The organism is Acinetobacter sp. ANC 3929 (assembly GCF_000369405.1).
In the GTDB taxonomy this organism is placed as follows: domain Bacteria; phylum Pseudomonadota; class Gammaproteobacteria; order Pseudomonadales; family Moraxellaceae; genus Acinetobacter.
Window position 1 is genome coordinate 267,827 of the sequence record NZ_KB849994.1, and the last position, 24,842, is coordinate 292,668.

At 35.0% G+C, this 24,842-nt stretch carries 19 protein-coding genes; 13 read left to right on the plus strand and 6 right to left on the minus strand.

The window, feature by feature from the left end:
- The first annotated feature begins 419 nt into the window (after positions 1–419).
- The 9 genes from F909_RS18440 to F909_RS0120085 all read left to right on the plus strand — a co-directional run bounded on the left by F909_RS18440 (position 420) and on the right by F909_RS0120085 (position 13,308).
- Positions 420–3,665, plus strand: a complete 3,246-nt coding sequence (locus F909_RS18440) for a lytic transglycosylase (protein WP_005145283.1) — start codon at positions 420–422, stop codon at positions 3,663–3,665.
- Positions 3,666–3,671: 6 nt separating this feature from the next.
- Positions 3,672–5,513, plus strand: a complete 1,842-nt coding sequence (locus F909_RS18435) for an extracellular solute-binding protein (RefSeq protein ID WP_005145288.1) — start codon at positions 3,672–3,674, stop codon at positions 5,511–5,513.
- Between the two features lie 25 nt (positions 5,514–5,538).
- Positions 5,539–6,609, plus strand: coding sequence for a microcin C ABC transporter permease YejB (gene yejB, locus F909_RS18430; RefSeq protein WP_005145290.1), 1,071 nt, complete (start codon positions 5,539–5,541; stop codon positions 6,607–6,609).
- Positions 6,609–7,616, plus strand: a complete 1,008-nt coding sequence (locus F909_RS18425; protein WP_005145294.1) for an ABC transporter permease — start codon at positions 6,609–6,611, stop codon at positions 7,614–7,616. Before yejB ends, F909_RS18425 begins: the two co-directional genes overlap by 1 nt.
- Positions 7,597–9,192: an ABC transporter ATP-binding protein gene (locus tag F909_RS18420; protein WP_005145296.1), complete on the plus strand. Its 1,596-nt coding sequence runs from the start codon at positions 7,597–7,599 to the stop codon at positions 9,190–9,192. Before F909_RS18425 ends, F909_RS18420 begins: the two co-directional genes overlap by 20 nt.
- 111 nt (positions 9,193–9,303) lie before the next feature.
- Complete coding sequence (locus F909_RS18415; protein WP_005145298.1) at positions 9,304–10,548, plus strand: NADH:flavin oxidoreductase/NADH oxidase family protein; 1,245 nt, start codon at positions 9,304–9,306, stop codon at positions 10,546–10,548.
- Between the two features lie 312 nt (positions 10,549–10,860).
- A complete protein-coding gene (locus tag F909_RS18410; RefSeq protein WP_005145300.1) occupies positions 10,861–11,775 on the plus strand; it encodes a hypothetical protein in 915 nt (304 codons plus the stop codon).
- Between the two features lie 131 nt (positions 11,776–11,906).
- Positions 11,907–12,179: a helix-turn-helix transcriptional regulator gene (locus F909_RS18405; RefSeq protein ID WP_005145301.1), complete on the plus strand. Its 273-nt coding sequence runs from the start codon at positions 11,907–11,909 to the stop codon at positions 12,177–12,179.
- On the plus strand, positions 12,172–13,308 hold the full coding sequence (locus F909_RS0120085) for a DUF3631 domain-containing protein (RefSeq protein ID WP_005145303.1): 1,137 nt from the start codon (positions 12,172–12,174) through the stop codon (positions 13,306–13,308). Before F909_RS18405 ends, F909_RS0120085 begins: the two co-directional genes overlap by 8 nt.
- A gap of 112 nt (positions 13,309–13,420) precedes the next feature.
- On the opposite strand, the gene F909_RS18400 is transcribed toward F909_RS0120085, so the two are convergent.
- Positions 13,421–13,750 (minus strand): helix-turn-helix domain-containing protein, encoded by a 330-nt coding sequence (locus F909_RS18400; RefSeq protein WP_005145305.1) that lies wholly within the window; start codon positions 13,748–13,750, stop codon positions 13,421–13,423.
- Between the two features lie 113 nt (positions 13,751–13,863).
- On the opposite strand from F909_RS18400, the gene F909_RS18395 reads away from it, so the two are divergent.
- From F909_RS18395 to F909_RS18385, 3 genes are read left to right on the plus strand one after another with little or no spacing between them, the layout of a single operon-like run.
- The gene (locus F909_RS18395) at positions 13,864–14,091 is read left to right on the plus strand and encodes a hypothetical protein (protein ID WP_005145306.1); all 228 of its coding nucleotides are present in this window, start codon (positions 13,864–13,866) and stop codon (positions 14,089–14,091) included.
- Positions 14,092–14,123: 32 nt separating this feature from the next.
- Entirely contained in the window at positions 14,124–14,432 is a 309-nt protein-coding gene (locus F909_RS21195; RefSeq protein ID WP_005145308.1) for a hypothetical protein, read from the plus strand.
- Between the two features lie 29 nt (positions 14,433–14,461).
- Entirely contained in the window at positions 14,462–15,061 is a 600-nt protein-coding gene (locus F909_RS18385) for a tetratricopeptide repeat protein (protein ID WP_005145312.1), read from the plus strand.
- 39 nt (positions 15,062–15,100) lie between these two features.
- On the opposite strand, the gene F909_RS18380 is transcribed toward F909_RS18385, so the two are convergent.
- A protein-coding gene (locus F909_RS18380; protein ID WP_085940844.1) for an IS3-like element ISAba22 family transposase occupies positions 15,101–16,266 on the minus strand; the annotation gives its coding sequence in 2 pieces (ribosomal slippage) (positions 15,101–16,008 and positions 16,008–16,266; 1,167 coding nt in all).
- Between the two features lie 1,738 nt (positions 16,267–18,004).
- Here F909_RS18380 and F909_RS18370 point away from each other — a divergent pair.
- Positions 18,005–18,481, plus strand: coding sequence for a hypothetical protein (locus F909_RS18370; RefSeq protein ID WP_005145314.1), 477 nt, complete (start codon positions 18,005–18,007; stop codon positions 18,479–18,481).
- On the opposite strand, the gene F909_RS18365 is transcribed toward F909_RS18370, so the two are convergent.
- From F909_RS18365 to F909_RS18350, 4 genes are all read right to left on the minus strand, one after another.
- Positions 18,474–19,730, minus strand: coding sequence for a phosphorylase family protein (locus F909_RS18365; RefSeq protein WP_005145315.1), 1,257 nt, complete (start codon positions 19,728–19,730; stop codon positions 18,474–18,476). The two genes, F909_RS18370 and F909_RS18365, sit on opposite strands and share 8 nt — an antisense overlap.
- A gap of 2 nt (positions 19,731–19,732) precedes the next feature.
- On the minus strand, positions 19,733–20,191 hold the full coding sequence (locus tag F909_RS18360) for a response regulator (protein ID WP_005145318.1): 459 nt from the start codon (positions 20,189–20,191) through the stop codon (positions 19,733–19,735).
- Position 20,192: 1 nt separating this feature from the next.
- A complete protein-coding gene (locus F909_RS18355) occupies positions 20,193–23,435 on the minus strand; it encodes a hypothetical protein (protein ID WP_005145320.1) in 3,243 nt (1,080 codons plus the stop codon).
- A 96-nt stretch (positions 23,436–23,531) separates the two neighbouring features.
- Positions 23,532–24,740, minus strand: a complete 1,209-nt coding sequence (locus tag F909_RS18350) for a tyrosine-type recombinase/integrase (RefSeq protein WP_005145331.1) — start codon at positions 24,738–24,740, stop codon at positions 23,532–23,534.
- Positions 24,741–24,842 lie beyond the last annotated feature (102 nt).

Below are 24,842 nucleotides of genomic sequence, written 5' to 3' on the forward strand. Positions count from 1 at the left end.
CTTGAGCTAAAGTGAGTCGGGAATTTTAGCATCCCCATGACAATAACAGCTATTGTAAAGCTAAATTTGGCTTCTGAACGTTACAAAACTCATCTTTTTTAATTTCTTGTAACATTTCCATGCAAATCACGTTAAATTATTGCCTTGTCTAAGTGACATGCTTTACTACAATGGCTAAGGTCTGTTGACGTTGCACAAATGGAAGAAGAACTTTGTGCTGCGATCAAAACAGTGCTTTGCTGTTCGCTTTGATTATGGCTAAAATTTCCCTAAACTTGGTTGTGAAACTTGACAAGGGGAGGCCATTGTCTTTGCCCTATGCCTTGTTTAAGTCGTATTCGCCTGTAACGCAATGCATTTTCAAATATCAATAGACCCTAATTAAGAAATAAACTAGCGTGAGTTGACTGGAAGTTTTTATGTATAAATCGAGCACATTGGTGTCGCAAACATCTGCAACATCATTATTCAAAATTACTGTACTCACTTCTGCTCTCGTTGCGTTGGGAATCACCACAGGTTGTTCATCAACACCCCAATCCAGTAAAACTTCGTCTTCAAAGCACGTCGGTTCAGGTTATTTAGATGCAAGCAGTTTGGATTCACTTGAAGACTTACTTTCTGCTACGGACATGCGTGCTGTAGAGGGTGATCGTTTATTGGTTCTGAAACATGGTGATGTGTGGAAACGAATGACGGTTGGATTCAAGATGGACTTGAACCATTGGGATTCTCGGATTGAAGCACAACGTAGCTGGTTTATTTCTCGCCAACCTTATTTAGATCGGTTAAGTGCACGTGCCAGCCGTTATTTATACCATACTGTAAAAGAAGCTGAACGTCGTGGTATGCCGACAGAATTGGCATTACTACCGATTATTGAAAGCTCTTATGACCCAGCAGCAACGAGTAGTGCAGCAGCAGCAGGTTTATGGCAGTTCATTCCAAGTACAGGGCGTATTTATGGTTTGCAACAGACCAGCCTCTATGATGGTCGTCGTGATGTCGTCGAGTCGACGCGTGCAGCGTATGAGTTTTTTGGGAGCTTGTATAACCAGTTCGGTTCATGGGAACTTGCCTTAGCGGCGTATAATGCGGGACCGGGGCGTATTCAGCAGGCGATTAACCGTAACCGCGCAGCAGGTTTACCTACAGATTACTGGTCATTGAAACTTCCACAAGAAACTATGAACTATGTTCCACGTTTCTTGGCTGTTGCGCAAATTATTAAAAACCCAAGTGCTTATGGCGTGAGTTTACCGCCAATTGCCAACCGTCCTCACTTTCGTGAAGTCAGTTTATCTGGCCCTATGGAACTCAATCAGATTTCATCTATTACAGGGCTAAGTCGTGCGGAGTTGTATGCATTGAACCCGGCGTACCGTGGTGAAAGTGTTGATCCAATGAGTCCAATGCGGATTTTAATTCCAGCAGATTTAAGTCCTTCGATTGATGCAAAATTACGTTCTGGTAAAGCCAGTTCTGGCGGATTCTGGGCAAGTAATAAAACTCCACCTGCGATGAATAATAATCCGTTAAGTAGTTCAACGACAATTCGTACCACCACTAATGGGCAAAGTATTACAACATCGACCGCAACACCACCCAATTTAACGGCAAGTAATACACGTCCAACTTCATCAATCAGCACCAGTAAACTCAATACGCCTAGAGGTTCAGATGCATTGGCTTCATTTGCTGCGGGAGCAGATGTACCAAGTGCACCACGTATCCCTGTTGCGATTACGCCTGCTGCAAATGTTAAACCAGTAAAAATTGAACCACCGATTTCATCTAAAGAACGTGAGCAAATTACCGCTGCAATCAAAGAAGAAGGTAAAAAAGAAACGGTTGCACAAGTTTTAGAGCCACAAGCGACTCAAGCTGAGAAAGATCAGGTTGTTGCAGAAATTAAGGCGATTGCGCCAAAAGGCACAGAAATTGTTGATCCATTCGATGGCAAAATTAAATTGACGGCAATTCAAACCAGCCAATCGGTTGCTGATGAAAAGGGTCAAGAAGTAAGCAGGGGCTTCTCTTATCCAAAAAACTTGGTTGAAGATACTGCTACTGCAAACAGTGAAGATGCCAAACGTAATCAAGGTAAGCCATACATTAAAACCGATACCGATGTTGTGGTTGTTGCACCGAAAGGAAAGCGCAGTACTTATGTGGTACAGCCTGGCGATACTTTAGCGGTGATTGCGCAAAAAAATGGCGTGAACTGGCGTGATGTTGCCAAGTGGAACCAGATTGATCCAAATGGCACATTGTTCGTAGGGGCCAGCTTATATCTATATGATGCTAAACCAGAAGCACCGAAAGCTGCTGAAAAACCAGAGAGTTATGTGGTGCAGTCTGGCGATAGTTTGACTAACTTGGCTTCACGCTTTGATTTAAGTCTAAAACAGCTAGCGGATTATAATAATTTGTCTGTTACTGACGGTTTATTTGTAGGGCAAAAACTGACATTGATTGAGCCGAAGAATAATAGTCGTATCACTCAGCAGACAGCACGTGTGACTGATAGTAAGGCAACCTCAACTCCAAAAGTTGCTACCAAATCCTATACGGTAAAGCGTGGTGAATATTTAAAGCTGATTGCTGATCGTTATGCATTGTCCAATCAAGAATTGGCGGATTTAACTTCTGGCTTAACCGCCAGCAGTAGCTTATTCGTAGGACAAAAAATCAATGTGCCATTACATGAAGTCTCTCAGACTCAAGAAACACCTGAGCCAACTAAAAACAGTGTTAAATACGAGAATGTAAGCGCATCGACCAGCTATAAAACTGAAAGTTATACCGTACAGCGTGGTGATACCTTATCGAGTATTGCAACCAAGGCAAAGATTAGCTTGAGTGAATTGGCTGAACTGAATAACTTGAAGTCAAACAGCGGCGTGCGTTTAGGTCAGAGCCTAAAGATTCCAGCAGGTTCGACTGTACCTGATAGTTATGTGGTGCAGTCGGGAGATAGCTTGAATGCGATTGCAGCCAAGTACAATCTTCAACTTAGCTATATTGCCGATCTCAATGGTTTGGAACGTACATCGGGAGTCCGTGTTGGGCAACGTTTGAAACTGACGGGCGATGCACCAGCAAAAACCACTGCTAGCACTACGAGTAAATCGAGAGAAGAAACTACGCCAGATATTTATACCGTTAAGTCTGGAGATACTTTAGGCAATATCGCTAGCCGTCATAATCTGCAGCTCGACTATGTTGCAGGTTTAAATGGTTTAACACGTGGTAGTAGCGTTCGTATTGGTCAAAAGCTCAAATTGACAGGTGATTTACCTAAGGCTGAAACAGCAAAAGTAGAGAACAGTAAATCAACTCCAAAAGCATCAGCTCCAAGTCGCAATACCGAGAAGTACGCGGTGAAAGCGGGTGAGTCTTTGAACAGTATTGCCAATCGTTTTGGGATGTCTGGACGCGAACTAGCTGAATTAAATGATTTAAAAGCCAATGCAAGTCTGCAACGTGGTCAAAGTATTTCTGTTCCTAAAACCGTGAGTGAATACAAAGTAAAACGTGGTGATACGCTGATTGGTTTAGCAAGTCGCTATGGCTTGGATACAGGTGCACTCGCGGAAATGAATGATTTAACACCAAGCACTCAGTTACGTATCGGTGATGTGATTAAAGTGCCTAATCTGTAATTGTAAATGATTCATTTACGTTCAATCAAAAGGCTTAGTCTATATGCTGGACTAAGCCTTTTTGCTCAGCTTTCATTTGCAGCGGTGCAAACGACGCCATATTTGGCCATGCATGTGCAGCCGAAATATACTCAGCTCAACACAATGCCTTATGCCAATGCCAATGCACCGAAGGGCGGTACACTGAGCCAATCTAGTTTGGGTACATTTGATAATTTAAACAGCATGAATGGCAAGGGCAGTTCAACCGAAGGCGTGAATTATCTGTTTGATAGTTTAATGGATCGTTCACTGGATGAACCGCGTGTGATGTATCCGCTGCTTGCCGAAAAAGTCAGTTATGATCCAGATCATCTACAATTCGTTATTTTTCATTTAAACCCACAGGCGAAATTTAATAACGGTCAGCCTTTGACAGCAGAAGATGTCAAATTTACTTTCGATACATATCAGACTAAAGCCAATTTGGGCTTTCAAATGTATTTGTCAGATTTGGCTAAAACCGAAGTGTTATCGAAGCATCAAATTAAATTTATTTTTAAATCCAACAACAATGTGGAAATGCCACTGATTGTAGCGAGCTTGCCGATCTATTCAAAATTGGATTGGAAACATAAAGATTTCAGCCGTGTTACCCTTCAACCGATTGTGGGTTCGGGCCCTTATGTGGTCGATCGCATTGATGCAGGGCGTAGTATTACTTATAAACGTAGTCCGAACTATTGGGCCAAAGATTTGCCGGTGAATAAAGGCCGCTATAATTTTGATCGACTGAAATATGTGTATTACCGAAATTTGAATGTGAGTTTTGAGGGATTTAAATCGCGGCAATTCAATTTATATGAAGAAAAAAATATTCGTAATTGGGTCACTGCTTATAACTTTCCAGCAGCACAAGCCGGTTTAGTCAAACAGTATAAAGCGCGGTTGGGAACCCCGCTTGATATTCAAAGTCTGGTGTTTAATATTCGCCGTTCACCACTCAATGATATTTATCTGCGTCAGGCATTGACCTATGCTTATGATTTTGAATGGCAGAATAAGGCCTTGTTTTTTAATCAAAATCGCCGTTTACAAAGTTATTTTGATAATACTGATTTAGCTGCAATGGGTCGACCCAGTGCCGCAGAGCTTAAGGTGTTAAAGCCATATTTGCGGCAACTGCATCCGATTATGCAACAAGGCGTTTTAGCCGATTGGCATTACCCCGTTTCTGATGCCAGTGGTTTTAATCGGCAGAATTTATTGACGGCACAAAAAATCTTGAAAGATGCTGGTTATGTGGTTCGTAACGGTAAATTGTATAATCGTGCAGGTAAAGTTATTCAAATTGAACTGTTAATGCAACAAGAGAATCCACAACGTGAACTGATGCCATTTGTTCGCAATTTGAATCGTTTGGGCATTCAAGTTCAGCTCAGACAGGTCGATGTACCCCAGTATATGGAGCGGATTCGCCATCAAGATTTTGATATGATGGTACTGAAATTACCGCAGACCTTAACACCTGGAAAGGAACAAGCTCAGTTTTGGGGGGGTGCAGCAGCAGATGAGGCGGGGAACTATAACTATTCGGGCATCAAGAGTCCTGCAATTGATCAGATGATCGAGAAAATTGTGGCGGCCAAAAGCCGTGAAGAGGTGGTGTTATATACCCGTGCTCTCGATCGTTTATTGCGTGCGGGTTATTATCAAATCTTGACCTATGGCAAGCCAGAGCGCTGGTTTGCCTATTGGGATATTTATCAACAACCTCAAATCAAGCCAAAGCTTTCCGTAGGCTTGGAATATTGGTGGGTGGATGCCAATAAAGCCAATAGATTGAATAAAACTGTACGCAAACCTTAATTAAAATAATCAAGGATCTTATTAAATGGTTCACTATATTCTGAAAAGAATGTTATTGATGATCCCGACATTATTTTTCATTTTATTGATTAATTTTTGCATTGTGCAAATTGCACCAGGTGGGCCTGTGGAACAGGCCATCCAACAGATCCAAAATGCCCAAGGTTTGGGGACAGGAAATAGTGCACAGTTTGGTCTGAGTACACTGGCGCAGTATGAAGGCGCACGCGGTTTAAGTCCTGAAATGATTGAAAAGATCAACGTACAGTATGGTTTTGATCGTCCTGCACACCAACGTTTTTGGCTGATGCTGAAAGGCTATTTTAGCCTTGATTTTGGTACTAGTTTTTTCAAAGATAAACCTGTTACTCAACTCTTGTACGAAAAGCTTCCTGTGACCTTGTCTTTAGGGTTATGGAGTACTTTTCTTATTTATCTGATTGCGATACCGCTTGGAATTAAAAAAGCCAAAAATAAAGGCTTGCTGTTTGATCAGTCCACATCTTTATTGCTGGCGGTGAGCTATGCCATTCCATCTTTTGTTTTTGCAATTGTATTGATTGTATTCTTTGCTGGTGGCAGTTATTTACAATGGTTTCCTTTGCAGGGTTTGGTGTCTGAGAACTTTACACAGCTCAGCTTGCTTGGCAAAGTCAAAGATTATCTATGGCACATGTGTTTGCCAATCGTGAGCATGGTGCTCGGCAGCTTTGCAGCGTTGACTTATCTGACGAAGTATTCATTTGTTGAAGAATTACAGAAGCCTTATGTGCTGACTGCTCGCAGTAAAGGATTAAATAACAATCAGATACTCTATGGACATGTGTTTCGTAATGCGATTTTAGTGGTTGTTGCTGCTTTACCAGAAGCACTGGTTGGCATTTTCTTTGTTGGTAATTTATTTATCGAGATCATTTTTAATTTAGATGGCATTGGCCTATTGGGTTTTGAAGCGATTAGCCAGCGTGATTATCCTGTTATTTTTGGCACCTTATTTTTATTTACCTTATTTGGCATGATGCTACGCTTAATCGGTGATCTGCTGTATCAAGTAATTGACCCTCGTATTGATTTTGAATCAAGAGGTGACAAATAATGTCCCCTTTGATGCGCGCACGCTTTGAACGTTTTAAACAAAATAAACTGGGTTTCAGTTGCCTGCTTGTTTTTTCGGCTATTTTTGTTTTGTCGTTATTTGCAGAATTGATTGCCAATGATAAGCCTTTGTTGGTTCGTTATCAGCATGCATTGTATTTCCCAGTTTTAAAAGATTATCCAGAAACGACTTTTGGTGGCCAGTTTGAAACAACGACAGATTATCAAGATCCAGCAGTAAAACAATTGATTCAGCAGCAAGGGTGGATGATTTCACCCCCCGTGGCTTTTTCTTATCAAACTCCAAATCTCTCATTGGCAGTACCTGTTCCTTCAGCACCAAGCTTAGACAACTGGTTAGGTACTGATGATCAAGGTCGTGATGTCTTTGCCCGAATCCTCTATGGTCTGCGGATCTCCCTGTTATTTGGTTTCGCCTTAACACTGTGTTCTGCTGTGCTAGGCATCATTGTTGGGGCAATACAGGGCTATTATGGTGGCTGGGTTGATTTGATCGGGCAACGTATTTTAGAGGTATGGGGCGGCTTACCGATGTTGTTCATCGTGATGATTTTAGTCAGCATGTTCAGTCCGAGCGTGTATTGGCTATTTTTAATCATGTTGCTGTTTGGTTGGACTGAGCTCGTAGGATTGGTACGTGCCGAATTTTTACGTGCCCGAAACTTTGATTATGTTAGAGCTGCCCAAGCTTTGGGCGTGAGTGATCATAAAATTATTTTCAAGCATATTTTGCCAAATGCGACCAGCTCAAGCCTGTCGCAAATTCCGTTTATGTTGACCGCAAATATTATTGCACTTACCGCACTGGACTTTTTAGGCTATGGCTTACCACCTGATGCTGCGTCATTGGGAGAATTATTATTGCAGGGTAAAAATAATCTAGATGCGCCGTGGCTAGTGCTTTCTGGCTTTTTCACTTTGGCGATCGTTCTTTCTTTATTGATTTATATTGGGGAGGCTGCGCGTGATGCATTTGACCCAAGATGATAACAAGGTTCAACAAACACCTTTATTAAAAGTTCAGCAGCTGAGTATCGCTAATGAAACAGGACAAAGCCTCGTTAAAGATTTGAGCTTTGACTTGTATCCTGAGCAGACTGTTGCGCTTGTAGGCGAAAGTGGTTCGGGGAAGACGATGAGTGCTTTGGCTTTGCTAGGCTTATTACCTGAGAATCTAAAGGTGCGGGGTCAGGCCGAATTAGAGGGGGTAAATCTTTTGGCTCTGGATGGGCCGAAATTGCAGTGCATTCGTGGTAAACGCATCGCCATGATTTTTCAGGAGCCTATGACTGCATTAAACCCGCTACATTCAGTTGAAAAAATAATTGGGGAGAGTTTTTATCTGCGAGGTTATGCTAAAGCTGAGATTCAGCAAAAAGTATTGGCCTTGTTGCAAGATCTAGGGATGATAGAGGCTGAGCACGTTTTAAAATGCTATCCTCATGAACTGTCTGGCGGGCAGAGACAACGTGTTCTGATTGCAATGGTATTGGCATTAGAACCCGATATTCTAATCGCGGATGAGCCAACTACTGCTTTAGATGTGCTGTTGCAAACACAGATTTTAGAGCGATTAAAAGGCATACAGCAGCAACGTAAGATGGCGATGATTTTCATCAGTCATGATCTCAATCTTGTGAAACGTTATGCTGACCATATAATGGTGCTTAATCAAGGTGAGCTTGAGGAACAAGGGCCTACAATAGAAATTTTTGCACATCCCCAGTCAACCTATACGCAAAGTTTGCTTAATCATGATTTTGGACAAGCTTTGGTTTTACCACTGGCTGAAACATTACTTGAGTTGAACAAAGTCACCGTTAAATATGCGATCAGGCATGGCGTGTTAAATCGGGTCACAGCGTATCAGGTTGCGACTGAATCGGTGAGTTTGAGTTTGATGCAAGGTGAAGCCTTGGGGATTGTGGGAGAAAGTGGTTCAGGTAAATCTTCATTGGCTTTGGCTATTGCACGTCTAATCGCCAGCGAAGGTGAAATCTATTTTCAAGCGCAAGATTTAAATCAACTGAATCAAAAGCAGCTGCGCCCATTACGTCGTGAGATTCAAATTGTATTCCAAGACCCATTTGGCAGTTTAAATCCACGCTTGTCAGTCGAACAGATTATTGCAGAAGGGCTGAGCCTTCATTCCATTTCAAAACAGCAATGTGAAGTAGAAATTGCCCAAGTTCTCGCAAAAGTCGAATTACCTGTGGATATTAGACACACATATCCACATCAACTTTCTGGTGGGCAGCGACAAAGGGTTGCATTGGCAAGAGCATTGATTTTGAAACCGAAGTTGATCATTTTGGACGAACCGACGTCTGCCTTAGATCGTACAACACAATTGGCGATGATTCAGTTATTGCGTCGATTGCAGCAACAAGAACAGATGAGTTATGTGTTTATCAGTCATGACTTACAAGTCATAAAAGCACTGTGTCAAAAAGTGCTAGTGATGCATCAGGGCAAAGCCTTGGAATATCAAGCAACAGCGCTTTTATTTAGCCAGCCTCAGACAGAATATACCCGTCAGCTGATTTCTGCGAGTGAATATTAGCATTGTAATTAAATTGACATATGCTATTGTCAGTTCATCGGAAGAACACTTGACAGTAACAATAATCAGATTAAATTAGAGTAAATACTCTAATTGTAGCAGAGGATGACCATGAGTCAGATTGCAGACAGTATCCAGATTCGGAATACCACATTTAAAAATCGTATTATCAAAGGGGCGATGAGTGAAGCACTTGCGAATGATGCGGGGCAACCGAATGATTTACTGATTGGTTTATATGAAGCTTGGGCTAAAGGTGGTTTAGGTTGTGCTATTACTGGAAATGTGATGGTCAACATTGGGGCCAAGAATGAGCCGGGTGTAGTTGCGATTGAAACTGAACGTGATTTGGAAAAATTAAAGCAATGGGCCGATGTGGGTAAAAAACACGGTATGGTGCAATTGATTCAATTATCACATCCTGGTCGCCAATGTCCCAAAGGTCTAAATAAAGAAACAGTTGCACCTTCGGCTGTGCCTTTTAGTCCGATGCTGGCTGCAATGTTCGGAACGCCACGTGCACTTCAGCATGAAGAAATCTTGGATATTATTCAACGTTTTGCTACAGCTGCGGCAGTCTGTGAAAAAGCAGGTTTTGAAGGTGTACAATTTCATGGCGCACATGGTTATTTGATCAGCCAATTTTTATCACCATTGACCAATAAGCGCACAGACCAATGGGGCGGTTCAATCGAGAATCGTATGCGCTTCTTGCTTGAAATCTATAAAGCTGTGCGTGCAGTAACATCTGAAAATTTCATTATTTCGGTAAAACTGAATTCTGCAGACTTTCAACGTGGCGGGATTACTGAAGAAGATGTGATTACCGTATTTAAAGCGATTGATGCTGCTGGTGTTGATATAATTGAAATTTCTGGCGGAACTTATGAAGCACCAGCAATGGCAGGGGCGAAGGCAGAAAAACGTAAGGCCAGTACTATTGCGCGTGAGGCTTATTTCCTGGAATTTGCAGAGAAAATTCGCCAGCATGTTTCATGTAAGTTGATGGTTACGGGCGGTTTCCGGACAGTAGAAGGCATGAATGCAGCCTTGGCCAGTGGCGCATGTGATTTTATTGGGATTGCACGTCCTTTAGCGGTTGAAGTTGATTTACCTGAACGTTTAATTGCAGGTCATGATGTTCGTTATGCTGTAAATCAAATCAAAACTGGCATTCCATTTGTAGATAAAATGGCGATTATGGAAATCATTTGGTATGCAGCACAGTTTAAAGCCATTGGGCAGGGTAAAAAACCGAATCCAAAATTATCACCATTGTTGGTATTCTTGAACTATGCAAAGGGGAATATCAAAGCGGTTGTAAAAGGTCGAGTCAATTCGCGGAAGTCTGCATAAGATATATTAGGGCTCTTCGGAGTCCTTTTTATTGTTTTAAGTAAATAAAAAAGCCACTGTCTTAAAATGCAGTGGCTTTTTCAAATTTGGCGTCCCTACGGGGATTCTTATTGTTTATATAAGTATTTGTTTTTATAAATTAAAAATAATTTATAAATCTGTTTATACCGTTAGATGTACTGTTAAATATAACCCCATAGGATAAAAGAAATAGAATGATTGGCTAGTCTTCATAAGCTCTGTATCATAGACCTAAATGTAACCAAAATGTTTACTTTTGTAAAAAATCTTTGAATTTAAAGAGGGGGGCTTATGACTGACCTATTCAATGAAATTTCTGCATATCATGTTAGATGCTTAGAAAATAATATCTTAAGCTATCGTGAAGGTGTAAAGGAGGAGTATTGTGATATAGAGGAAGTGATAAGTATATTAGCTATAAATAAGATAGAGCTTTGGAAGCTAGTGGCGCAATCTCAATTGACTCCTTGTTTTTTATGGGACGGTCTATTAAGCATTAGTATTGATATGAATTTTGCTGATTATAATGAAAAATTTAGAAAAGGAACATTTAACGAATCCAGTTATTTAGCTGATAGACGACTTGGAGATATTCATTGCCCTTGTTACGTTAATTTTCGTGGATATATTACTCCTGATCTTACAGAATCATTTGTAAGTAATTTAATTGATGATGTACCTATAAAATTTCCATTGAGTAAAATACGTCTGACAGCAAACCTTACACAAAAAGAGAAAATAATTTTACTGGGTGAGGAGGGACAAGAACGAGAGATAGAGAAAAATTTAAATTTTTATAAAAATCAAACCTACACTATTTATAGGAAATCTAATGTAAAAGAATTTGATTCAAAAAAGTGTATGTTTTTAAAAAGCCAAGTCTTTAAATTTAAGGAAGATATTGAAAATATTGTTGAGGGTAGTATAGGAAAAAAGAAAAAGATTAGCGATAAAGAGTTATTCAAACTAATTATTCCTACAGTAATAAGATATATGCGTTTAAAAAACCATAGAGAAAAGCCTAACCAGATGAGCGGTGATAAAGAGGGCATAAAAAAAGATGTATTTGAATATGTAACGCAGGATATTTCTCTGAACTTTTTAGTAAGTAATTTTAATAATAATTGGCAAAAAGTAATAAATAGCATAGATGAAGGTCAGTCAATAATTGATAAAATTTTTGAAGAAGATATAGATGTATTGTGACTTTAAACCTTGATCCTTTCTTTTGTGTATTTTGTGATCGAGATGAAGCTAGAAAACATTTGAATAAATCTTGCAAAATAATCCTAGTCATTAATTAAATGATGAATTAAATCAATCGTATAGGATTATTTATGAGTATTGATAATGTTGTTAGTAAAAGTAACTCTTTTTCTTTAGATGTGGTGCAGTGTGAATTGCCGCAAAAGGGGTTGATTAGCGCAAAGGAAATGTTACCTCTCTTGCCCATTAAACGGTCTACCTTATGGAAATGGGTAAAAATGGGCACTTTTCCAGCACCTGTTAAAGTTAATACATTGACTAGATGGCATTGCCATGAAGTCCATGAATGGCTTGCGCAGTTCGACAAACCAACTATTTCAGAACAGGGGAATAGTTATGTTTGATAACAACGATGGCAGTAATACAACTGCTCTGCCAACAGAAGAATTAAAGATAAAAAGAGAAAGTGAAAAGTGTTTAGATCCTGATAAGAAAGACATTGGGATACATATTTATGAAGTTTTGTGTTCTACAATTGATCGCTTTATTTATTGTGAACCTTATCAAAATACGACTATAGCTTTATGGGTTATTAAATCATGGTGTATGCCTGCTTTTAAAGTAGCTCCAATTCTTGCTATTACAGCATTCACTAAAGGAGCAGGGAAATCCCAGCTACTCAATTTAATAGGTTGCTTATGCCACGATCCTGTCTCAACAAGCAATATAACGCCAGCAGCATTATTTCGCTATATAGAGCAGTACAAGCCTACAGTACTTATTGATGAAGCAGATACTTTCTTAAGTCGAAGTGAAGATTTGCGAGGTATTGTAAATGCTGGATTTGAAAGCACGGGGTGTGTAATCCGTTGTGTGGGACAGGATAGTGAACCGACTCAATTTAATGTGTTTTGTCCAAAAGTAATCGCTGGTATTGGTAATTTACCCTCTACGATTGAGTCTAGATCAATTGTGATTAACATGTATCGTAAGCCCGTACATATAGAAAAGGAAAAGTTACGTAAAGCTAATGAAAGTGATTTTGATAGAATTAAACAGCTTGTATCAGAATGGGCAAATAATCATATTGAACAATTGATGAAGTATGAGCCTCAAATGCCTGATAAATTGAGTGACCGTCAAAAAGATTGTTGGGAGCCTCTATTATCAATTTCTGAATTACTCGGTGATCACATAGCAGAAGAGGCACGAAACGCAGCTATAGAGATTTGTAAGATTAATTCTGATGAACCTCATGTTAATGAATTAATGTTATTTGATATCAGAAGAGTATTTGCTGAGCTGAAATTAGATCGTTTACCCACTATGGATTTAATAAATGCGCTATGTGAGGATGAAGAAGCTGCATGGCGATATTTGAACAAAGGTGGGAAAATTACGCCTCGTCAGTTAGCTCAGATTCTAAAACAGTTCAATATCTCATCAAAACAAATCCGTTTTGGAGAGCAGACAAAGAAGGGGTATGACATAGCAGACTTCCAAGAATGTTTTTCAAAGTATCTGTATCAGTAATAGTCTATCAACAGAAGCTCATTTCAAAGGACAAGTATGAGCTTTTGTTTCTTTTGGATTGTAAAAAATAAAAAATAAAAACATAAGCTTAAATGAAAAGTTTCGTTGTTTCTTAATCTTCTGCTTTAGAAGTAAGTTCACGAGCCAATATCAATAGTTGTTGTTTTTTAGCTGCGTCAAGATGATAGAAAATTCTATTAAGTTCAGCTAGTTCTTCTGTTTCGGCATAAAAAAAAGATAAAGGTTCATCTAGTGCTTTGGCAATACGTTCCGCAGTATTTGGATCAACCGTATGTATACCTTTTTCATAGCGATTGATTCGAGTACTCGCAACAAATTCATCCAACCCAATCAACAAACCTAATTTTTCTTGAGAAATTTTTTGGGTTTTACGTATTGCTTTAAGCCTATTACAAAATTTTGATTTTGCATCGTCATTCATAAGAAAAAAATTCGCAATCAGTATTACGAATTTCGTATATTTAAGAATAATTTTTACTACGAAATACGTAGTATTTACTGTAAACTAAAGAAAAGTTATCAATGGGAGCATTTATGAGTAGAAAAACTGAAGCTCAATATCAACAAGAGCTTAAAGAGTATGAGGAATACTGTAAGCAGTATGAGCGTGAATGGGGCTATCTCCCTCGAACGCAGAAACCATTAACGCCTACAGAGCATGAAGCCAAATTAAACATACGATCTACGCCAACAAATCGAATAGAAAGTATTTTTAGAGATTTACAGGATATTGCGACTGTAATAAAAAATGGAAAATTCTGAATAACATAAGCTCTTAAAAATTAGGGGGAATAATGGATAAGAGTACAAAAAAATTCACAATGCAAATAGGTGTTATATTTATCTTTAATATATTTTTATATATTAAGTTCGATACTATATCAGCTTTATGGTGGATCATTATAGCAACATGTGTCTTCACTTTTAATCATCTGTATTTCAAAAAGGAAGAATTTAAAAAGCTTAATATTTTAAATTGGATCGTATATTTTTTGTTTATGATTTTAGTGCTGTATGTAGCTTCAAAGTATGGGAATAGTTTAGATGCTTTTCCATATCCAGTATTTATTTTATCTGCTTTTGCTTTAATAAAAAATCATTAAGAATTGTTAGTAATTAAAAGGATATAGTAATGAAAATTAAATATACTTTGCTTTTATGTTTTTTGTTTTCTTCGATTTCAATACATGCAGAAGTTCCAAATTTTGAATTATTGAACGAAAGAGTAAACAAAAATGAAGAAAGTACTGATGATTTATATAATCTAGCCATGATCTACCGATACGATCAAAAAAGTAAAGATCTTGGGTTAGCAAAATACTATATGACAATAGCTGCTGATAAAGATCATCCAGATGCTCTATACGAGTTAGGCATGATGTTTGTTCTAGGAGGAAAGGTATACAAAACAGATGAGAATGGTGTGTCGAATACGACCGTATATTGGGAAAAAGATATTGAACGAGGAGAATATTTACTTTTAGATGCTGCTTCTAAGAACAATGTGAAAGCGCTTGTCTATTTAGGATATGAATACATTTTAGGTTATACATTGAATCAAGATATAGACTTAGGAATCAGTTGCTTAAAAAAGGCGGCTGAATTAGGAGATCAAACTTCACAACTATATCTCGGAAATGCTTATAGATATGGCAATAAAGTACCGAAAGATATAAGTAAAGGAATTTATTATATGGAAATGGCTGCTAAACAAGGGAGTGAAGAGGCATGATATACGCTGAATTATCAGGAGACTTTCCCTTGGGAGATTCTAGGCAGCCAACTTATAAAAGTCTTCGGCCATTTGATTTGGTGTCTTAAAACCCAAACCCTTTTGAATTCTTCGATGATTATAAAATAACTCAATGTATTTTATAATATCTGCTTTGGCTTCTTCTCTAGTTTGATAGTTGTAATGATGAACTAACTCATTTTTCAATATTCCCCAAAAGCTTTCAATCGGTGCATTATCGTAACAGTCTCCGCGCTTGCTCATTGAACCTTGAAAACCATATTGCTCAAGTATATTTCGATATTCATGGCTGCAATATTGACTTCCTCTGTCTGAATGCACAATCAGTTCTTTGGTTGGTTTTTGATTGTGAATAGCCATATTTAGCGCATTACAAACAAGCTGTGTTGTCATGCGCTCATTTAAGCTATAGCCAACCACTTGCTTCGTGTAAAGGTCTTTTACCGCTGCTAAATACAGCCATCCTTCAACAGTCCATATGTACGTAATATCACTTGACCATGCTTGATTTGGTCTAGTCATTGAGAATTGTTGCTCCAGCAGGTTTTCATAGATCGCTCGATTATGGTCACTATTCGTAGTCCTTTTAAAACGCTTGTGTCGCTTACAATACAGGTGGTTCAGCGCTTTTATCTGACGTACAGCGTACATACTCATTTTTATACCCTGAGCTTGTAAGTATTTGGTTAATCGAATATAACCATAGCTCTGCCTTGTCTCCTCATGGGCTATTTTCACCAATATCGTCTGTTGATTTCGTTGAATCGTTCTTTTGCTCACGCCTCTCTTGAGCCAATCATAAAAACATGAAACTGAAACATGAAGTAATCGAGCCATTAAGGTAATTGGAAAAGAATATCTTTTTTGTTTCATATAGGCGTACCTTACTGACTTTCTTTGGCAAAGTACGCTGCTGCCTTTTTTAAAAATTCACGTTCCATTTCAGCTATTTTGAGCTGTTGTTTGAGTTTTTTATTTTCTTCGAGTAGAGCGTTTAGATCAGGTGAATACTGTTTTGTACCTGCTAAAGTTCCAGCCTTTGCTTTGGTATTCCAATTTGAAAGAGTTTGCATTGAAATGCTAAGTTGTCTAGCTGTTTCCGAGACATTGCCTTGATTGGCTTCAATTAATTTGATGGCTTCAGCTTTAAATTCTGTGGTGTAAGTCTTGTGTTTCTTGCTCATGGTAAACTCCTGATGAGTGTGTTTAGTTTACCAAGTTAAAACCTCCTGTTTTTTCAGCACACATCAGCAATTTTAAGTTTAAAAAATATGAAAAGATCTTAAAATCAGTAAGAAAAATTAGAGAAATGGCTTTTAAAGGAATTTGGTAAGAGTCTTTAATGTGCATATAGATAAAACTATTTTCTTATCTATATGCGCAATGTGAATTTATAAGAAGTTTGCTGAAATTAAGATTTATTTAAATTTCTAATCCTTTTAGACTGACCTTGCTTAGTTTTATGTGGAGCAGGGAATTTTGAAGCAACAATTTTGGTACCTTTGAATTTCTCTTTTGTTTCATTTTTAGCTAAATAGGAATAACGTAATACAGCATCATATAGTTGTGATTCTATAGTTAGTCTATGAAAGTATTTTGTTTCATCGTTTTCACTCCAATTCCATTTAGGTTGGGCAATTGAGCCTTTGACTAATGGGAGTAAACATATAGCTTTGTTTACTTCTGTCAGGATAGTAAAACTCTTATATTCACCTGTACTGAAAGTGAGAAGCAGATGCAGATGGTAGCCTTTTTGATCTGTAAATTCTTTTACTAAGTAGTACCCATAACCGAGTATTCATGCCTTTCTGCAATAATTTAATTAATAATTGATTTATTGATTTATTGATGAAAGATCAAAATCACTATTCTCCAATGAGATTACGATATGAGCAGCATCAGCTTTACTTAAGTTATCTCTACTATCTTCTAATAGTCTTATAATTGACTCAAATCTTCTAGGATCTAGATTGTAATTTGTGTTGTATGTGTATCCTTTAGATACTGATTTTAATGTTTTAGGCATAGTTATATTAATAAAAAATAAGTCTTAACTGGTAATGTAGTAATGAGATGGTTGGAAGTAATTAAATTTTATATAAATTTAAATAAATATAAAATGATTGTGTAATAGGGTATATCTAATAATATATATCCTATTAATTTTCAATGCAGCAGGTGGCAGTATTTAGATGTGAAATACGATTATTTATGCTTTGAGATCTTAAATAAATCTAAATGCTTTTGTACCAAATAATTATATTTTTAATCGATATATCTTTTTTAAAGTTGGTTTTAACAGTAATATTTTTATTTGTCAAATTGGTCTTTTGTACTTGGTGATAGGTTTTATAATCAGAGATAAAATAATAAAACTTTAAGTAAATTAAATATAGGGTGCTATATACTCCTAAAATACTCTATTTGAAATAAAAGGATGTTGGACTATGGGGTGGTAGTGGAAATAATTAAAGTGTCTCTAAATGCAAATGAGAGTGTTTTTTGAGGGGTGGGGATCAGAACTTTCCTCTAATCTTTTGAAAGAACGAGGTATTGCAAAGGCTATGTAGTACATATACACATAGGGGGAGTTTTATTTTTAGCCCCCATACCTTTTAGCAACTCCGCTTTCCCGCCCATCCCACCCCTTAGCAGCTAATTTAAGGTGGGGAAAGAAATTGAAACCAATAAGTAAGAATAACTTTCGCCCTCAGTTACTACTTACATTTGATTAGATGCGTTCTGTCGGTTGAATACTTTCTGATTGCTTTGCTCTGTTATACTTGCAATTAATCTTAATATTGATATATTGCAAATCAATCAAAAAGTTTAAAAAAACATGACTTAATATTTTTAGTTGAAAACTGGTAGTAGATGTTAATTTATTGTAAACTTTTCTGAATATAAAATATGGATGATGTGATGACTTATACTAATGCCTATGAACTATTATGGAACTATTTTCAAATTCATTCTCAACAAAGAATGAGTATTTTTAATTTCTATATTGTAATAACCATAGCAATGTTTTCATCATTTGGTTTTTTTCTTAGTGAACATGTATATATATTTGGTTGTTTGATAAGTATATTAATTATTGCTGTAAATTTTAGTTTTTTTAAACTTGATGAAAGAACTTCATTTATGTTGAAAGAGGTGGAAGAAAAATTAAGAGAATGGGAATTAAATAATATAGATGAAGCATATAGGATTTTTAATGATGAGGAAATAAATTTTAAAGCATGTAGAAGTAGAAGTACTTATTATATTGATTTTGAAAAAAATTATACATACGGTGAAATATTTAGATTTACATTTAGGGTTTTTACTTATTTATCAATAGGTTGTTTTGTTTTTAGTTTGTTGGCATCAATGAGCTTAATAGATATTCTTAAATAATTTCATGAATATGTTTAGTTAGAAAGTCAAAAAGAATTTCGGTCGAAGTTAATATTGCATATTCCTGTGCAATATCAGCTTTATTAGGATCAGCAAAATCACAAACTGATTTTAGAGCAAAAAATTTAGGCCGTTTTTCTTCATTTGCCCAAAATGCAGCAGCGAATAATCCATAAATTTCCATTTCAACAGCAATCGTATTTCCATCTTGATTCAAAATTTGATCAATAGTTACGCCATCTGCTAATACAGTAGAACCAGAAGCAATATTTCCGAATCTTATTTGAGGTGAAACGGAAGATAAGGCTTGGAATTTTCTTCTTCTTAATGCTTTGATAAAACTAGGATTATTTTTTCTGTATACTTTTAATTTAGATTTAATATTTGTATCACTTGGAATGTAATGAGCACGACTTTTTAAAATTGAAAAATTATCTTCAGGATTAAGCACTAATTTACCACTTTGATAATTCCAAACTGATTCTGCAAAAATAATATCACCAAAATTTGTTTTATTAGGATCACCTGCACAAATTCCTATCATACATAATAAGTCAATTTTAAATTTAGAAATTAATTTAGTTGTATAAACGGCGGTTGCAACCATTCCCATTTCATCAAGAGTGCATAAAAAAATATTTCTATGAACTTTATTTTCATCTTGGAAAGAACCTTTATTGTAAACAATTCCATCAATTGTCGCTGCTGGTTCCCAATTCCATGCCTTTTTAGTTAAAAGGTGATTTGTTTCTTTATCTAAAGCACATACTATTAATATCGAAGGAATATCGTATAGATGGTCATGTGAGGGAACTGAAGGTGTTTTCTTTATAGTTGTTGAAAGGTTATAATTACAATATTTTAATATTGTATTCATCCATTGGTCTGTATGTGCTTCATAAAGTAAAATATTCCATGATATTTCAGTAAAAAGATATTTATTATCATTGATAAGATTTATATCAGCACTTATTCCAATAACATAAGATGGTCTTTTAAAGGTATCGTCAATTTTAATTCTTTCTATTAACTCCATTGAACTATTACAATCTGTCGCAGTTTCTTGTGAAAAAATTGGTAAGACTAAATCTATGATTAAAAGATCATATTCACATGTTTCTAAAAGATTCGTTGCATCAGTAGTTGATCCAGCTATATTGATATCATTTTTAGAAATTCCTAAGTTATATAGTTTATCACAAAGAGTTGAATATCTTTTAGGATTGTCATCAGCGATTAATATTTTCATGATTAATATATATATTCTAAGATCTTGGATTTCCAGTTCGCATTTATTGAGTTATAAAAAAGTACATCATGAATGATATTAGGGAAATCTTCAATTAGTTCATTTTTAAAATTAATAAAATCTATCGGTTTATTTTCAATTAGAAAAGCTTCATAACCAGTGAGAATTATTGTTTTACAACAAATACTCATTAAATCCATAAAATCAAGAATTTCAACACCTCCTATATGGCGTGCTCTACCACCACTTTCATTATTACTAATATTGAAAGTAGGAAGTGAAATATCTAAAATCAAGATGTCAGGTTGCTTTTCTTCAATTTTATTAATTGCATCAGTTACGCTATTTGCTTGCATGAAAAATAAAGAAAATGCATGTTCTTTATTTTTTAATATATGATTTTTTATATGAAGAAATTTTTGTGAATCATCTTCAACAATTAAAATATTTAAATCTTTCATGCTATGCTTCCATGCTATTTACTTTTAAAGAGTAAGCTACTTCTAGTATAAAGTGTTTATCAATTATATTGAAGTCTAAATAACCATTTTCTTTTTGATAAACTTTTGAAGCAATCTTTAAAAGGCCACTTCCATTTTCAGTTTTATTTTTAACAGTAATATCCCCAGATTTCATAATTTTTTTTATTTTATTTATGTTGGACGTGTGATGGGGGATTGATTCAGTTTTAACAGGACTGGTAACTTTGGTGTGAATAATAAGCTTATCTAAGTCAACGTCAATATCAATAATAATTTCTGGTCTTTTCTTTCCAGAATATTTTGATATATTGTCGAGAATTATGAAAATTAAATCATGAATATTAATTAAAGAAAATGAGCTTAATTTTGTAGTTTCATCTTTAATGTTAAGTACAAAAGAGGGTTCAAAGGATTTTATACATTTTAATGAGAGTGAGATAGCAATATTAAAAGCTTCTTTAATAAAGTATGTTTTATTTCCATTGTTTAAAATGTCAATGTCATGTAAGAACCAGTTGGAAGATGTGGTTAATGCTTTGTTTACATCATTAATTGCATTGCTTAGTTCCAATAAAATATTATATTTGGAATCCTCATTAAGATATTTTTTTAAATTGTTTTTTAATTCATTAAAGTAATTTTCAATGTTGGGTTTTAAATAATTGGATATAAAAAACCTAACATTTTGTAGAGATTGTTCAGTTACACCCCATAGTAGTGGTAAGATATAATCACTAAAATCATCAATGCATTTAGCTTCATTTATAAGTATTTTAGATATTTCAAAAAGAGCAGCATCAATATCAATTTTGAATAAACCTTTCGGTTTTTCTGGTGATAGTATTTGGAAATAGTCATCTTTAGCAGATAATAAAATGTTGTCAAATTTTTCAGAAAAATTCATTAATGCAAGATTAAGTTTTTTACTTTCATTTGATTTATTCTCTGTTTTTGAAAGTAAGTATTCATTTTTTTCATATTTGTTGCTTACTGAATCTTTAATAGTTATTAAATTAGAATGTTCTAGTGGTCCTCTGATTAAGCCTATAAAGGATTGGTGGCGTATTCTTTGGCTTAAATAGAAATCAAGTCCAAATGATGGATTCGTTAAGAATTCATTTTTAATAACTTTTATCATATTGTAAAGTAGTACTTCATCTTCCGTTGTTAAAATTAATAATTTATCTGATTTTTCTTTTATACTTTCTGCTATTGAATCGATATCAATTGGTAATTCAATATTAACTTTTTTAATATCTTTATACCTATTGAATGATTCTGATAACTCAATATTCATCCATTTTTTAAAGTGGTCTTCATCTACATATATTCTTGTTTTGTCTACTAATTGTTGCCCTTCTTCAGAAGCAAGTTTGAAAGCAATATGTTTTATTTCTTCATTGTAGATATTTTCATTTTGATGATCTACTTCTTTAATATTTTGATATATTTTAATTCTTTCCTCAAGTACTTGCTTGGTGCTAGTGATTGACTTTAATTGATCTATAAAATTTTCAGAACAAATATATTTCATAAAATAAATATATTTTTCTTTATTTGTGTTCCCAATCTCTAATTTTGAGGGGGTTGTTTTTAGATCATTAAAATATTCTCTTAATAATGTTTTTAATAGAGTGGAAACTCTTCTTTGCTCTTTTTCAGATTTAATTGAAGAATGATATTCATATAGTGTAATAAATAAATTTATTTTATTATTAACTTCTCTGTAGCTGTTGATGGAGTAATCTTTTAATGAATATGTTACAGGGAGTATATATGTATAGGAATATCCTTTGATTGTCTCATTAGAAATTATTTCGACTGTTCTTTCTATTCCAATTTCTTTACTTAGTAATAAGTTTTTTATTAAAGTAATTGTTTTTAAGGTTGAATGCTTTTCTTCAAGATTAATTTTGTAAAAATAATCTTTTAATAATTTTATCTGCGCACTATTTTCTTCTAGATATATTGATTCTTCAAATCCATAAAGTGGACTATTTAAAGATAAATTAATTAAGTTTTTCTTGTTTAGGTAATCATGAGTGTAAATTATTTTTATTAATGTGATTAAGTCTTTGAAAATACTCAACCCATTTAGATTTGTACAAATTTTAAGCATGCTACCTAAGTCTTTATCATTATCCTTTTTTCGTACAATTATTGAATTTAATTTATTTGATAATTCTTCAATTATGCTTTTGTTTGAATTTTTATTGTCTGTATTAATGCTTAAGTGAATTAAGGTATATATATCAACCATATGGTTTGCATTTTCATATAGTGGTTTAGTTCTATTTTTAGTTAGTTCACCTTGGTTTTTTATATATTTTTTTAACTTTTCAACCCTGATATCATCAGTATTTAATTTTTCAATATTTAATTCTTCTAAATAGTTGGAGTTACTTCCTTTGAAAATAATTTGGAATAAGTCAATTAAGGTTTCATATTGGTCTATTATTGAGTGATTTTGTTCAATAAATAAAATTTCTTTTATTTGATCTAAATTGAACTCTACATTACTTGTTAATCTAAATGTTAAATAATTTTTAATTGCTGAGTCTTCAATATTTTCAATTTTTTTGTTTAATTGATCATCAAATTTTTTTATTGATGTTGCATCTTCATTTCTTATGCTAATATTATATATGAAATATTTTATTAACCCATACGTAAGTTTTTTTCTCAACTCATTAGAATATTTTTTTTGCGCTTCTAGTCCTTCGTAGTTGTGTATAATATAGATTCTATTTTGTATTGACCAAAATGATGAACCAAACTTTAGTTCTATGGTATCTAGAGTTTCTAAACATTTTTTATACTCTTTATTTAATATTTGTTTTTCAAATTCATTTTTCAGAATTAAAAAATGATTAATTTTATCTTTTTCTAAGTTAACTCTATTCACTAAAAATCTGATTTGCCTTGAAAGGTCTGGAATAGAATTTTCTGTATTGGCTCTAAAAAAATAGTCAAACTTAATATCTTTATTTTTTAACTGGGGCAATAAATTTTCTATTTGCAGGTATACCCAATTTAGAAATTTATTTAGTTCAATTTCATTGAGTTGAAACTGTGATAGCAAAAATAACTCATTGATTTCTGAGTATAAAACAGACTCCATTGTAATTTTTGGATCCAATCTTACATGGTTGGATCTATATTTAGCTATAATTCCTCGGAATTTATTCCGTAATTTTAAGTTTTTTGAGTCTTGAGTTTCCACTGTATTTCCAGTTTCATACTAATTTTTTTGAATTTTACATTTGTTTCATCGAAATTAAAATATAAAATCAAAAAAATTAGTTATTTAGACTTATTTTTAAATTTTAAGTATGAAGTCTGTCCATGCTTGTAACATTACTCTTCTATTGTTTACATGCTTGGTTCGGTTGTAAGATTCTCCATTCGCATCTCTTACTTTATGAGCTAGTTGCCTTTCTATCCAAGTTGGTTCGAAATTTAATTGCTCTTCAAGGATGGTTCTTGCTGTCGCTCGGAAGCCATGAGCAGTTTGTTCTCCCTTAAAACCTAAACGCTTGAGTGCTTCATTTACTGTACTCTCACTGATATATGGTTCTTTGCCACGGATACTATAAAAAATATATTCGGTATGTCCTGTGAATTTGTGAAGCTCATCTAGCAACTCAATTGCTTGCGTGGCTAAAGGGATGATTAAAAAGTTTTTAGGTTGATCACTTCTTTGCTTTGAAGGTTGGATTGTTAAAGTTTTTCTTTCCTGATTATAATCTGACCATTTTAAAGTTCTGATTTCACCCGGTCGTAAAAAGATAAAAATTGAGATTTTAATTGCACAACGAGTGACAAAAGTAACTCTAGTATTTGATTCATCCCATACACTTTTTAGTAAGGGTTTTAAGTCATGTGATTCAGTAATAGCAGCAAAATTGCCCTGTATAGGTCTTGGTTGTGTTATATCATTCGCAGGATTAATCAGGATGAGTTTTTTCTTTCTAGCGTACTCTAATATCATTTTTACAGAGATGGAAACTTTACGTGCCAGCTCTAAAGCACCACGTTCTACAATACGATGTATGACCTCATTTTCTAAAAGGGCAGTAGTAAGCTGATTGACTGGAATATCACCAATAAAAGGGTAGACATCTTTATTTAATCTACGAATATTTTCAGAATCTTTTTTCCCCTCATGTTTTCTCAATTCTAGCCATTGTTCTGCAATATGCTGAAAGCTGTTCTTAGCATTTGCTTTTGTCTCTTGCTTTACTTGTTCTCGCATCTCAGCAGGATCAATATTATTAGCAATCTGCTGTCTAATATCATCACGTCGCTTTCTTGCAGCTTCTAATGTAATTGTTGGGTAAACGCCTAAAGCCAGTGTATTTCTTTTACCTGTTATAGGGCTTGTGTAATCCATTCGCCAATACTTGCTTCCATTTTTATGTGCGTATAGGTACAGTCCTGCACCGTCCGTATGCTTATTACTTGAGGAATCTTCAAACTTTAAATTTTTAACTTTGAGTGCTGTTAATTTATTTAGCTGTCTACCCATGACAAAATTTTCCAGTACATTTTTCAGATACCGTTAAATATACCGTTAAAGTGCATAGATTTCAGGGGAAGATTGTGAATTCCTATAGACAACAAAAAACCC

Coding starts and splice junctions, on each gene's coding strand:
- F909_RS18440 (WP_005145283.1), top strand. CDS start 420: ATGTATAAATCGAGCACATTGGTGTCGCAAACATCTGCAACATCATTA.
- F909_RS18435 (WP_005145288.1), top strand. CDS start 3,672: ATGATTCATTTACGTTCAATCAAAAGGCTTAGTCTATATGCTGGACTA.
- yejB (WP_005145290.1), top strand. CDS start 5,539: ATGGTTCACTATATTCTGAAAAGAATGTTATTGATGATCCCGACATTA.
- F909_RS18425 (WP_005145294.1), top strand. CDS start 6,609: ATGTCCCCTTTGATGCGCGCACGCTTTGAACGTTTTAAACAAAATAAA.
- F909_RS18420 (WP_005145296.1), top strand. CDS start 7,597: ATGCATTTGACCCAAGATGATAACAAGGTTCAACAAACACCTTTATTA.
- F909_RS18415 (WP_005145298.1), top strand. CDS start 9,304: ATGAGTCAGATTGCAGACAGTATCCAGATTCGGAATACCACATTTAAA.
- F909_RS18410 (WP_005145300.1), top strand. CDS start 10,861: ATGACTGACCTATTCAATGAAATTTCTGCATATCATGTTAGATGCTTA.
- F909_RS18405 (WP_005145301.1), top strand. CDS start 11,907: ATGAGTATTGATAATGTTGTTAGTAAAAGTAACTCTTTTTCTTTAGAT.
- F909_RS0120085 (WP_005145303.1), top strand. CDS start 12,172: ATGTTTGATAACAACGATGGCAGTAATACAACTGCTCTGCCAACAGAA.
- F909_RS18400 (WP_005145305.1), bottom strand. CDS start 13,750: ATGAATGACGATGCAAAATCAAAATTTTGTAATAGGCTTAAAGCAATA.
- F909_RS18395 (WP_005145306.1), top strand. CDS start 13,864: ATGAGTAGAAAAACTGAAGCTCAATATCAACAAGAGCTTAAAGAGTAT.
- F909_RS21195 (WP_005145308.1), top strand. CDS start 14,124: ATGGATAAGAGTACAAAAAAATTCACAATGCAAATAGGTGTTATATTT.
- F909_RS18385 (WP_005145312.1), top strand. CDS start 14,462: ATGAAAATTAAATATACTTTGCTTTTATGTTTTTTGTTTTCTTCGATT.
- F909_RS18370 (WP_005145314.1), top strand. CDS start 18,005: ATGACTTATACTAATGCCTATGAACTATTATGGAACTATTTTCAAATT.
- F909_RS18365 (WP_005145315.1), bottom strand. CDS start 19,730: ATGAAAATATTAATCGCTGATGACAATCCTAAAAGATATTCAACTCTT.
- F909_RS18360 (WP_005145318.1), bottom strand. CDS start 20,191: ATGAAAGATTTAAATATTTTAATTGTTGAAGATGATTCACAAAAATTT.
- F909_RS18350 (WP_005145331.1), bottom strand. CDS start 24,740: ATGGGTAGACAGCTAAATAAATTAACAGCACTCAAAGTTAAAAATTTA.